Source organism: Streptomyces sp. NPDC042259, from assembly GCF_055582085.1.
Window position 1 is genome coordinate 1 of the sequence record NZ_JBVJDW010000025.1, and the last position, 10,621, is coordinate 10,621.

Sequence of the window (10,621 nt, forward strand, 5' to 3'; positions counted from 1 at the left end):
CCCCGCGGAGCGGGTACCTATCCGCTGCGCGGATAGCAGGGAAAGAATTCGCTGCGCGAATTCCAAAAAGCGTGGAAAAGCCGCCGCGGCGGCTTTTAAATAAACCGCTTCGCGGTTTATAAATTCGCGCTTTGCGCGAATTGGAGAATTCCGTGCCGGAATTCTTTGTGCCGCCTTTCGTGCTTCGCACACGGCAGCACGGGCCGGTGGGTGGGTCCGGGGCTCCGCTGCGCTCCGCCCCTGGTAAACGTGGCTGTGACCCGCCGTGGGAGGCTGGTGTGGGCCCGCTACGCGGGCAGGCTGGCAGTAGGGGAGGGGGCGGATCTGTGGCTTTCTGCGGGTGGCGGGTGGGCGGCGCATCAGATGGTGCAGCATGTACCTTTGGCGGATCCAGGACACCCCCTCCGGGGTGCTTCAAATGTGGGTTCGGCTGAACTCTGGAACCAGGCTCCGGGCCCGCTGCATCACTGGATGCGCTGTGTAGCACCTGGGATTCCGGCGCAGCACCCCGGAGCTTCCTCTGTAAGCCCTGAATAGGTATGCGCCGGATTCCCCCTCCGGGGTATCAACAGGTCGTGCGGGCGCTGTTGCTGGTTCCTGGGGTTAGCTCCAGAAATCCCCTTCATCCTCTCGGAGGGCGGGGCATCGGCAGTCGCAGCGACAGGACCCGCCGCAGCTTCCGCACTCTTCGGCGCAGTAGTGCTTTCCGCACACGCTGCACGGCCGTCCGCCGCAGTCTTCGCAGCGGTATCCGAATTCGTCTTCCATGACGCTCCTTTGGGCCCGGGAATGGGAATGGCCCCAGACTGTAGAGTCCGGGGCCACGGCCCGTCAAATGCCGCTGGGATTACGCGGCTTCTGCCATGTCGGCATTCCAGCCGTCCGGCACTCCGTAGACGGAGTGCAGCTCTTCCACGGTGTAGTAGGAAACGCCCTTCATGACCTCCCCTTCAGGGAATGGCTTTCCGCGCTTGAGCCAGTCGGATTTCTTCTGCCGGGCGGCTCCGGGCTTGGAGTCGATGATCCCGAGCGTGCACGCCTGGGTGAGGCTGTAGCGGAGCTGCGTGGACCCCTCAGCGGCCACCCGGGCGGCCAGCTCGTCCATGTCGGCCGGAGCGCCGCCCGCCTCCTGATCGTCCCCCTCCTTGGTCAGGCTGACGTGCTGGCCCTGCCTCTGACCAGGGACGGGGCCCCCCTTCTCGCGGTCGGCCGCGTCAGCGTCAGCCGTCAGATCGGTCATGAACTCGCCGCCGGGCAGGAACGCGCCCACGGCTGCGGCGGCGTCTGCCCTGGCCACGTCCTCCTCCGTGATCCACGGCGCCATCTCGCCCCTGTCGAACCAGGACGGGGCCTTCGGGGCGCTTTCGAGGTATTCCTCCATCCGAGCCTCATCGATGTGGGCGAACTGGATTTCCTCTACCCGCTGCGGGATGCCGTCGACAATCTTTTTTGCCTTGCGGCGCTTCGTGCTGATCACGCCCCGGCCGGGAATCGAGTCGTCGTAGTGCACGCGCGGTGTGGTCGATCCGAATGCCACCGCCCATGACGGGTCGGAGGTCTCGCCCACCACCATTTTCGTGCCGACCTGGTCACGCGCCATGGTCGATCCGAAAATGTCCAGAGCGAATTGGTGCGTGCCGAGGAATACACGGTGGTCGGAGGATCGGCCCTGCATGAGAATCAGCGCCAGCCACACCAGGACCGGCGGGAATCCCTTTTGCTGCTTGATGTACTTCCACCACGCCGCGATGAATTCCTTGAATGACGGCAGCTCGTCAATCACGAGAATACGCGGAATGGGGGGATTGGCGTGCTTCTGCTTGCGCATGGCGCGCGAATTGTATTTCTCGGCGGCCATCATCGACGTGAAAAATTCCGCCATCGCCTGAACGCAGTCGTCTACGGCGGTCGCGTAGCGGACGCCCGACTTGCCCTGAGCGGCGGGCTGGCTGTTCTGCTTGGGGTCGATCATGGTCACGAGCCAACCGGCAAGGCGGGCCTCCACCAGCGTCCCGGCCGCCGTCGTCGATTTGCCGGTGCCGGTCTCACCGGCCACGCCGACGTGCGGCGTGGCGGTGCCGGTGAGCAGGTAGGCGGGCCCGTCGTGGGTCTCGCCGACGTAGACGCGCAGCGGGTCGCCGGTCGGCTCCCACCGGACGTACTCCGGCAGGGGCTCCGGCCTGATGGGCTTGGGCTTCGGGGTCCACCGGACGTACCGATCGTGGCCGTAGGTCTGCCAGTCGCCGACCCATTCGCCGGGGACGCGGGCGTGGAGGATCTGCCGGAGCGTCTCCCGCTCGCCCTCGGTGCCGTGCAGGGTGTCCGGCAGCCGCAGCGTGATGGCGGCGTCGTCGGCCGCCAGGTCGTGGGTCATGTGCAGCCAGGTCTGCCGGTACTCGCCCTCCGGCAGCCGCAGCGCGGCGTGGAGGCTGTCCCACAGGCCGGGGCCGTACCGCTCGTCGTCGCCGGGGGTCCGGCCGTGCCACAGGGCGTACCCCCAGGGGCCGGTGATGGCGGCGGCGAGCGAGCCGACGACGACGAGCACCAGGACCACGATCGTCAGGGTGCGCCAGGCGTCGAGCATGAGCCCGGCCCACACCAGGAGGGCCGCCAGGCGGGCGGCTGCCACGGCGGCGCGGGGCCAGTGGCGGTAGCGGCCCACCGCCCGGCTCACGGCCGCCACGAGGGCCCCCACGGCCCGCCAGGCGGGCAGGGTGGTGCGGGCGATGCGCCCGGTCCACTGAGCGGCTGCCAACGCCCGCTCCGTGAGCGGGTACCGGGGCAGGACGCGGGCGTCGAGCCACTCGACGCCCGCCCGCGCCGCCCGCAGGGCCAGCCCCGGGCGGCCGGCCGTTTTGGCGGGCATGGGCGCCGCGATCGCGCCGAGCTGCGCGACGGGCAGGGACGGGCGGCCGGGGTCGGTGCCCCGCCACCACGTGGCAGCCGTCTCCGCCCCGGAGAGCGGGCGGCCGGTGACGATCCGCCACATCACCGTCAGCACCCACCCGACGCCCCGGAACAGGACGCCGACGGCGCCGGTGACGCCGCCACCCTGCCCCCGGCGCAGAGCGCGGACCAGGGCACGGTTGCCGCCCTGGCCGTTGCGTCCGGAGAGCGCCGCCCACGCGAGGACGAGCGCCAGGAGAAGTCCGAAGCCGCCCGAAAGCGGGATGCTGCCGGTGGCGGCATCAGCGGCGGCAGTGGTGGTGGTGGCGGGATTGCCGATGGTGTGGGGGATGGGGGTCAGTGCCAGGCTGTGCATGGGTCCCCTCTGTGCTCCGTGTGGTGGGGACCCGACCCCCGCCCGGCAGGTGAGCTGCCAGGCCGTCTCTGCCGGGCGGGGGGGTCCCCAGTGTGATCCTGGGTCAGATGGTGCGGCGGGCCTGTTCATCGTGGCGTGCGCCACTGACACCGCGCGCCCGCATTTCTGCGGGCAGGGCCGCCCACTCCTGGCGGACGTAGCCCCGGGGGTCCTGCCGCCATGCCGCGTCGGCGGCCGGGACGGGCCCGGCGGTAGCGCCGTGCCGGGCGTCCCACTCGATCAGGTCGGCGGCGGCGTCGACGGCGCGGGCCTGCGCCTCCCTGACGGCGTCGGTCAGCGCCATCCGGTCGGAGACGGCTGCCAGGTGCAGGAGGTAGGACCGGGCCCGCTGCGGCAGCCGCCGGTCCACTCCGGCGAGCACCGCGTGCACCAGGTCCGGGGTGTCGGTCTCGGTGTGCCACCGGAGTAGCGCGCCCACCTCGGTCGTCAACTCCGGCGCCGTGGCGTACACCTCATGCGCGAAGCTCATGTCTAATGCGTCCGGCTCATGCTCACTCATGTCTGCTCCTTCGTAGGTCATCCGGTGTGGCGGTCGAGAATGGCGCGGGTCTGGGCGGCGGCGAACAGGGCCATCGAGCCGCAGGCGATGACGGTCAGCCAGGCCGGGTGATCTCCCCGGAGCGCCAGCATGAGGGCGATCGCGGCGAGCGCGGCGAGAACGGGCAGGCCCGTGCGAGTCACGCGAGTCATGCGAGTCATGCGGGTCATGGTCGGTCTCCTCGGGTCGGATCGGCTACGGGACGGCTCGTGCGCGGGGGCCGGGCGGGACCCGGCCCCCGCAGCGGCTACCTGCGCCGCGTCCTGCGGTCGATCCGCGCCTGGCGGTCCCGGTCCTCGCGCGCCTGGCGGGCCGCCGCCGCCTCTTCCTCCCGGCGCCGAGCCCTTGCCTTGATGCGCTCCAGCGCCTGATCGACACCGCGTGTCGAGATCGCGGAGCGGAGCACCAGGGCGGCGATCTGAGCCGCCTCCGCCGCGCTGTACTGCGGGTCCCCGGTCACCGCTCCTCACCTCCCATGGCGGGCAGGACCAGGGGCCAGGCGGTCCACCCGGGGGTCGGGTCGATGTCGGCCGGGCGGGTCTGCCACGGCGCCTCTGCGCCGTCGGCGATGGCGGCGTCGTGCGCGTCCTGGCGGGTCAGGTGCAGACTCACCGGCCGCGCGCCCCGCAGTAGCAGGTAGACCCACCGTGCGGTGCTGCCGCCGGTAGCGCGGTCGAGCGCCGCCCGCAGCGCGTCCGCCCGCCGCTCGGCGTCCTCCGCCCGCGCCATCGCGGCTGCCACGCACTTGCGCTCCAGCTCGTACCGGCCGTGCCAGCTCTCCGCCTCCGCCTCGTAGGTGTCGGCTGCCGCCTCCGCCTCCGCCGTGGCCGCCACGGCCGCCTCGGCCGCCGTCTCCGCCTCCGCCAGGGCGGCGCGCAGCTCGCGCACCTGACGGGCGCTCATGATGCGGATCATCGGTAGAACCCCGTCCCGTCGTCGCCGGTCCCGGCACTCCGCCGGGCCTCCCGCAGGTACCGGGCCACCGTCTCGGCGTCCACGTCCCGGTCGTAGAAACGGGCCAGCCGCACGGTCATCTCCTCGGCGTCGGTGAGCCCGGCCCCGTGCAGGGCGTGCACCAGGGCGCGCATCGACGGCGGCCGGGGAGACGGCGGGCCGTCCGGATCGGGGTGCTCGCGCGGCCCCTCCGGCGCGGGGGACGGCCCCGGAGACGGCCGGACACCCCCGCCCGACGCCGGGGCGCTGGCCTGCCCGGATACCGTGCCCGCCGGATATCCGGGGACGCCGCCGGACATCCGGGCCGCATCCGTGATCGACGCGGGGGCCGCTCCGGCCCCCGGCAGGCGGGACCCGGCCGCGATCAGGTCAGCCATCGACCAGCCTGCCGCCAGAGCGCGCCCCACCGATTCGTCGGCCCGCTCGCTCGCCCGCCCCCAGTCCGGTCCGTGCGGGTCCGCCACAGCCGCCAGCCGGGCACGGCTGATGTCGGTCACGGCACGCTCCAGGGCGTCCCGGCGCTCGCCCGCCGGGGCCGGGTCCGCGCCGCCGGTGCTGCCCTCGGGCAGTCGCTCGATCGTGTGGACCGTGGCGGGGGCGATGCGCTCCCACACGTCCCGCCGCAGCGCCTCCCCGGCCTCTCGCCGGAACAGCAGCCACACGAGCGCAGTGGCGCTGCGGTGCCGCAGCTCGAAGGCCACCTCGAAGCCGATCGGCGCCGCCCCGAGCACCATCGCCGTGGTCCACCCGCCGAGCCGGGCCCCGTGGGCGCCATTGACGACGGCGGAGGCGAGCATCGCGATCATCATCACCAGCCGGGCCCCGCCCGCCAGATGGGGCGAGTGGCGGCGGGCGTAGACCTGCGTCATCGCGAGGATGGCCAGACCGTCGAACACGCCGACCGCGAGCACCGCGATCCACAGCGGCGCCCCGGCGTCGTCCATCAGCAGCGTCGACAGGGACCACGCGCTCAGGCCCAGCCCGACGACGCCCAGCAGCGCGATCACGAGGTCACTCACGCGGTCCGCGCGGGCCGCCGGCCGATTCGGGCGGCGCTTGCGGGCGGGCATGGGCGGCAGGTCCGCCCGCTGGCCCTTCACTTGGTCCCCCGGCCGTTGCAGCCGGAGCACGGGCGCCACGACTGGCGGATGGTGGTGCCGTCGTCCGACGACTCGTGGGTGCCGCGCGATCCCCCGCAGTCATCGCAGGTCTGGGCGGCCGTCACAGCGCCCGGGGGCGCGTAGGTACGATCCATCACAGGATCTCTCCTCCTGGTCATGTCAGGAGAGGGCTCTCAGGGCCGCGTTGGTGTTCCACCACCGGCGCGGTCCGCCCTCATTCAGTTGTAGGGCCGGGCTGCCCCGGCTCCCTGTCGCGCCCGGCCGGGGCCGGGCACTCAGGCAGCCGTCAGACCAGCGGACTGCGCAGCACCCGCCACGCCTCCCAGTAGTCGACCTCGATGCCGCAGTCGCGCGCCAGGACCCGCCGGAGGTCCTCCGCGCCGATGCCGCCGTAGGTGCGGCGCAGGTGACTGGCCACCTCCCCGATCACCCGCTCCCGCCCGGCCGCCTCACGCCGCCGTGCACGCTCTCCCATGCCAACCCCCTCGTAGGACTGCCCGGTTCCCCGTCACGCCCGGCCGGAGCCGGGCGATCAGGCAGCCGTCAGGCCGGGTCGTACGCCACGGTGTTCGTGGCCCGTTCCTCCGGGGTGATCTCCGTCGCCCACCCCTCCGGGGGCTCCGCGTACGGGCTGCACGCGCCACACGCGGCACACGCCCACCGTCCGTGGATCCCGTGGACTATCGACCCGCAGCCGGAGCACGAGTCGGTGGTGTAGTACGGCGGATTCATGTGATCACCCCATCCAGTGACATCTACTGCTGCGGCGCGTACCCGCTCTGCCACGAGCACTGTCGGCAGCTGAGCTGACCATTCGGCCCCTCGACAGTGGATGAGCCGCACTCTGGGCAGTTCATGATGCCTCCCTCCGAGCCGGTCCGTCCGGCTCCCCGTCACGCCCGGCCCCGCAGGGCCGGGCGATCAGGCAGCCGTCAGGCCAGCCGCGCCAGGGACGCGATCAGATGGTGATCCCGAAGACCTTCTTGAGGTCGCGAGCGGCGATCTCCTGCGGGGTGAGGCCGTCCTCGTCCTGCTGGGCCTTCTGGCCCTTGCCGAAGCCGTCGAAGCCGCTGAGGGTCTGCCCCTGCTTCAGCTCGACCTTCTCGCCGTTGACGGTCATGTGCTGGCCGCCGTGCACGACCGTGTTCTCGTTGCCGCCGAAGCCGAAGATGTTCCGCGTGCCCATGATGTTCTCCCTGGTCAGTCAGGTGGAGTCCCCCCACACGGCTGTTCCACCACCCGTGTGGGGTGCTCGGCCGGGGTGGCCTTGCGAGAACCACTCTGGCACGAAAGTTCACCGCGTACAAGTGCTGCGCGCCGAGAACTTTTGGCGTACGCTCTGACCTGTGACGACATCAGATGAGATCCCCGAGGAGCGGCAGGCCGCCGCGCTCCGCGAGGTAGCCGACATCCGGGCCCGCCGCGCGGCACACCTGGAGGCGGCAGACGCCCTGCTCCCGCCCCTGCACGACGCGGTCCTCGCCGCCGTCCGGACCGGCGCCCTCCGCAGCCGCGTAAAGGATTTGTCGGGCCTATCCCCAAGTACGTTCTATAAGTGGCTATCCGACGCAGGAATTGAAGTACGCACCAATAAGCCGCAGAAGCGGACAAGCGCCAAAAAGGCGCCCAATAAGGAGAGTTGAGATGCGTCGGACTCTGTCGACCGCACGCACCATGCAGGGCGCACCAGCCGGAACGGCCCCGGAAGAGGCCCCCGCACCCGCTATCCCCGATGCGCGCCGCGCATCCCGCATGAGCCAGGCACATAGTCCGACGTCAACCGCCGGGCTACTGCGGCTCACCATCACGACCCTGATGCGCGCCACCGGCGAGCGGCAGACCGACATAGCACCCGTCGTCGGACTGACGCAGGGTCAGATCAGCCGGAAACTGCGCGGGGAATCGCCGTTTGATCTCGACCACGCCGACGCACTCGCCGCCCACTACGGGATGCCCGTGCTCGATCTGCTGGCCGGACCCACCCACGCGCTCACGAAACTCGCCCCCGCCCGGCTCGCCGACACCATCGGCGGCCACCAGACCACGATCGACTGACCGCGAATCTGAGTGCCGGGAGGCCCCTGACAGGGCGTAATCTCTGCACCACACAAATGACAGAGACCCTCACCACACCCCGGGGACTGGCAGGTCCTCGGATTCCGGTGGGTGGGGCCTCTGTCGACCGACAAGGTCTGCGGCCGAGTGTAGCGGTGAGGGTGACCGACCACTACCAGGGGCCGGGCCGGAGATGAGGCCCCGATGTCACACCCGAAGCACCCCGACGACTGTGGATCCTGCCGGAGAATCTTCGGCGTCCTGGTCGAGCACGAGCTAGACCACCCCGGCGAGCGGCTGCGGTCTGTCGATCTCGCTGAGCGCGTCGAGCTGGTGCCGCGCGTCCTGCGCCGCCACCTGACGAGCCTGTTCGAGGGCGCCCGGATCGACGCCGACCGGCGCACCCCGCTCCCCGGCGCCAGCGTCGGCCGGGCGCGCCCCCTGCCGCCCTCCCCCTCCCCGGAGGAGTGGGCCGCCACCGCCCAGGGCCGCGACCGGACGTGCTGCCGGATCCTCGGCGGGCTCGCTCTGGAGGCGGGCGCGGACTGGACCGGGCGCGTCACACAGGTGGCCATGGCGCGCGCGCTCGGCATCAGCGAGCGGACCCTGCGCACGCACTACGGCCACCTCACGGACGACGGGTTCGTCCGGTGGGACCGGCGGGACCGGCGGTCCCACCTGCCCGACCGGTTCACCCTGTTGTCCGGTCTGCTGGCCCCGCCGACGGTCGACCCGGCACTCCTCGATCTCGGCTGGTTCGAGCAGGCCGCCCGCGATCTCCTGGACCGGCTGCCCTGGTTCCAGGTCACCCCCGACCGGTTCGCACGCGCCCGGAGCCGCGTCGCCGCGCTGTTGCGCGGCGGGCCCGACGGAGAGGGGGCGTGGCCCTACGCCGAGTTGCTGCACCGGCTGCGCATGCCGGAGGGCGTGCCGGTAGGCAACCCCATGGCACTGCTCGCATCACTGTTGCCGGAGCCGGGTGAGAGGTATGTCAGCACCGCCCGTGAGGCTGCCACCGGCGTGCAGCTGCTCGCCCTGGTCGACTGCGGCGGAGGGTGCGGGCGGGCCGTGCGCGGGGTGCCCGGTCTCAGCATGTGCCGCACCTGCACCGACGCCATCGCCACTGCCGCCGTTCCGTTCTGAGGGGGACTCACATGGGACAGATTCTCGATGCTCTCGATCGTGCCCGGCGGGCCGTGTGGACCCGCCCGATACCCAAGCGGGTCGACACCCGCCTGCGGTTCCTGCTCCGGCAGGAGGGGGGCTCTACGGCGGCCGTGGCGGCCCGCCTCGGGGTCAGCCAGCGCACCGTGCAGCGCTACATCCAGGGGACCCGGCAGCCGAGCGCTGCGGCGGCTGCCGCGCTGGAGAGGGAGGTGGCTGCGGCCTGGCAGCCCCGCGTTGTCGCACGGGCGCGGGAGCGGTCCAAATCGGCCGGCATAGTGGTTGAAACCCGCGCGCGTTTCGGGTTCACCGCAGCTCCGGGCAGCAGCGATGACGGCCGTCTCCGGCGGATCACCGAGCGCATGCCGCCGCACATCGTGGGCGAGATGTGGCGGGCCGTCGAGGCGGGGGACGAGGAGGCCCTCCGGGAGGCGATCGGGGAGGGGCTCGGCCAGCAGTATTTCCGTGACGGCGGGACCCGCGCGCAGGGACTCACGGTCCGGCTGACCGACATCGACTACATCGACATCGACCTAGCGTGACACGCGAGAGGGCCCGCACCCATCACAGGGTGCGGGCCCTCTGGCGTGCCTGTGCGGCCCGTACGGCGCCGTGCGGGCCGCCCCGGGGCCGGGGGGCCCGGCCGGTGGTGGCGTGGGCCCACAGGGCGGCACAGGGGCTCAGTACCGGCGGACCTGCCGGGCGAATCGGCGGACAGTCAGCTCCCGCCAGAGCGCAGGCCCCAGGTACACCGCCAGTACCGGCACCGCCCCCGCAGCGAAGGCCGCCCAGATACCCACCAGCTCACGCAGTATCAGCACCCCGCCGATCAGCAGCAGCAGAGCCAGCGTCACCGCCAGTGCCCTCTCCTCGTCCCTCATGGGTCCCCCCAAGATCCGTGGGCCACCGAGGGTAGATCCCAGCACTGACAAGGGCTGATGGATTTTCGGGGAGCGCGACACGCCCGACCGCGTTGTTGAACCGGCAATTCTGGGTCCCCCCCCCCCCCGCCTTCCGGCAGGTTTTCCACAGAGGGGACCCTAAGTTGATGCCCAATCAGGTTCATATCGGGCACCGAGAGGGGGACTCGGGCGCTGTTACCCACGGTAAGAGGACCCGAAATTGCCGGTTCGGTCCACCCCATCTGACCTGCGGAAATACCGTTTTCGGCTCACCCTCGTCCACAGTTTTGTACCAAGGGGGACCCGTCATTGCCGGTAGGGAAAACCCGGTCTGACCTGCTAAGACGCGGAAATCTTTGTACCAAGGGGGACCCAAAATTGCCGGTTCACTACTAAGAAGTCCCCCCTCTACCGGCACCCGGCGTCCCCCCGGCCCGCCGTCCCCCGCAGCGCAGCGGAGGGGGACAGGCGGGCAGCGGCGGAGCGCCAGCGGAGCCGCGCGGGCCGCGCCAGCGGCCCGCCGCACTTCCATGCGCGTCAGCGCATGGTTACCCGCTCCGCGGGG

The 10,621-nt window shown here is 71.5% G+C and carries 14 protein-coding genes; 3 read left to right on the forward strand and 11 right to left on the reverse strand.

The window, feature by feature from the left end:
* The 10 genes from ACZ6MA_RS33710 to ACZ6MA_RS33755 form a co-directional block, all read right to left on the reverse strand.
* Positions 1-192, reverse strand: a 192-nt coding sequence (locus ACZ6MA_RS33710) for a hypothetical protein (protein WP_469438699.1), incomplete at its 3' end; no start/stop codon positions are given.
* 655 nt (positions 193-847) lie between these two features.
* Positions 848-3,262 (reverse strand): ATP-binding protein, encoded by a 2,415-nt coding sequence (locus ACZ6MA_RS33715; RefSeq protein WP_469438701.1) that lies wholly within the window; start codon positions 3,260-3,262, stop codon positions 848-850.
* A 103-nt stretch (positions 3,263-3,365) separates the two neighbouring features.
* On the reverse strand, positions 3,366-3,821 hold the full coding sequence (locus ACZ6MA_RS33720) for a hypothetical protein (RefSeq protein WP_469438702.1): 456 nt from the start codon (positions 3,819-3,821) through the stop codon (positions 3,366-3,368).
* A 17-nt stretch (positions 3,822-3,838) separates the two neighbouring features.
* On the reverse strand, positions 3,839-4,021 hold the full coding sequence (locus ACZ6MA_RS33725) for a hypothetical protein (protein WP_469438704.1): 183 nt from the start codon (positions 4,019-4,021) through the stop codon (positions 3,839-3,841).
* Positions 4,022-4,107: 86 nt separating this feature from the next.
* Positions 4,108-4,320, reverse strand: coding sequence for a hypothetical protein (locus tag ACZ6MA_RS33730; RefSeq protein WP_469438706.1), 213 nt, complete (start codon positions 4,318-4,320; stop codon positions 4,108-4,110).
* Positions 4,317-4,763, reverse strand: coding sequence for a hypothetical protein (locus ACZ6MA_RS33735; RefSeq protein WP_469438707.1), 447 nt, complete (start codon positions 4,761-4,763; stop codon positions 4,317-4,319). The genes ACZ6MA_RS33730 and ACZ6MA_RS33735 overlap by 4 nt, the downstream gene beginning before the upstream one ends.
* 8 nt (positions 4,764-4,771) lie before the next feature.
* Positions 4,772-5,833 (reverse strand): hypothetical protein, encoded by a 1,062-nt coding sequence (locus tag ACZ6MA_RS33740; protein ID WP_469438708.1) that lies wholly within the window; start codon positions 5,831-5,833, stop codon positions 4,772-4,774.
* Positions 5,834-5,910: 77 nt separating this feature from the next.
* A complete protein-coding gene (locus tag ACZ6MA_RS33745) occupies positions 5,911-6,069 on the reverse strand; it encodes a hypothetical protein (protein WP_469438710.1) in 159 nt (52 codons plus the stop codon).
* Between the two features lie 152 nt (positions 6,070-6,221).
* A complete protein-coding gene (locus ACZ6MA_RS33750; protein WP_469438711.1) occupies positions 6,222-6,410 on the reverse strand; it encodes a hypothetical protein in 189 nt (62 codons plus the stop codon).
* Positions 6,411-6,893: 483 nt separating this feature from the next.
* Positions 6,894-7,121, reverse strand: coding sequence for a hypothetical protein (locus ACZ6MA_RS33755; protein ID WP_469438713.1), 228 nt, complete (start codon positions 7,119-7,121; stop codon positions 6,894-6,896).
* A 458-nt stretch (positions 7,122-7,579) separates the two neighbouring features.
* Here ACZ6MA_RS33755 and ACZ6MA_RS33760 point away from each other — a divergent pair, with 458 nt between their 5' ends.
* The 3 genes from ACZ6MA_RS33760 (at position 7,580) to tpg (ending at position 9,696) form a co-directional block, all read left to right on the forward strand.
* Complete coding sequence (locus tag ACZ6MA_RS33760) at positions 7,580-7,990, forward strand: helix-turn-helix domain-containing protein (RefSeq protein WP_469438714.1); 411 nt, start codon at positions 7,580-7,582, stop codon at positions 7,988-7,990.
* A 204-nt stretch (positions 7,991-8,194) separates the two neighbouring features.
* On the forward strand, positions 8,195-9,133 hold the full coding sequence (locus ACZ6MA_RS33765) for a hypothetical protein (RefSeq protein ID WP_469438716.1): 939 nt from the start codon (positions 8,195-8,197) through the stop codon (positions 9,131-9,133).
* 11 nt (positions 9,134-9,144) lie between these two features.
* Entirely contained in the window at positions 9,145-9,696 is a 552-nt protein-coding gene (gene tpg, locus ACZ6MA_RS33770) for a telomere-protecting terminal protein Tpg (protein ID WP_469438718.1), read from the forward strand.
* Between the two features lie 138 nt (positions 9,697-9,834).
* Here the strand turns inward: tpg and ACZ6MA_RS33775 are convergent, their stop codons facing one another.
* Complete coding sequence (locus ACZ6MA_RS33775; RefSeq protein WP_469438720.1) at positions 9,835-10,035, reverse strand: hypothetical protein; 201 nt, start codon at positions 10,033-10,035, stop codon at positions 9,835-9,837.
* Between the last annotated feature and the right edge of the window lie 586 nt (positions 10,036-10,621).

Excerpts from the sequence above, each read along its gene's own strand:
- ACZ6MA_RS33715 (WP_469438701.1), bottom strand. The coding sequence starts at position 3,262 with ATGCACAGCCTGGCACTGACCCCCATCCCCCACACCATCGGCAATCCC.
- ACZ6MA_RS33720 (WP_469438702.1), bottom strand. The coding sequence starts at position 3,821 with ATGAGTGAGCATGAGCCGGACGCATTAGACATGAGCTTCGCGCATGAG.
- ACZ6MA_RS33725 (WP_469438704.1), bottom strand. The coding sequence starts at position 4,021 with ATGACTCGCATGACTCGCGTGACTCGCACGGGCCTGCCCGTTCTCGCC.
- ACZ6MA_RS33735 (WP_469438707.1), bottom strand. The coding sequence starts at position 4,763 with ATGAGCGCCCGTCAGGTGCGCGAGCTGCGCGCCGCCCTGGCGGAGGCG.
- ACZ6MA_RS33745 (WP_469438710.1), bottom strand. The coding sequence starts at position 6,069 with ATGGATCGTACCTACGCGCCCCCGGGCGCTGTGACGGCCGCCCAGACC.
- ACZ6MA_RS33750 (WP_469438711.1), bottom strand. The coding sequence starts at position 6,410 with ATGGGAGAGCGTGCACGGCGGCGTGAGGCGGCCGGGCGGGAGCGGGTG.
- ACZ6MA_RS33755 (WP_469438713.1), bottom strand. The coding sequence starts at position 7,121 with ATGGGCACGCGGAACATCTTCGGCTTCGGCGGCAACGAGAACACGGTC.
- ACZ6MA_RS33760 (WP_469438714.1), top strand. The coding sequence starts at position 7,580 with ATGCGTCGGACTCTGTCGACCGCACGCACCATGCAGGGCGCACCAGCC.
- ACZ6MA_RS33765 (WP_469438716.1), top strand. The coding sequence starts at position 8,195 with ATGTCACACCCGAAGCACCCCGACGACTGTGGATCCTGCCGGAGAATC.
- tpg (WP_469438718.1), top strand. The coding sequence starts at position 9,145 with ATGGGACAGATTCTCGATGCTCTCGATCGTGCCCGGCGGGCCGTGTGG.
- ACZ6MA_RS33775 (WP_469438720.1), bottom strand. The coding sequence starts at position 10,035 with ATGAGGGACGAGGAGAGGGCACTGGCGGTGACGCTGGCTCTGCTGCTG.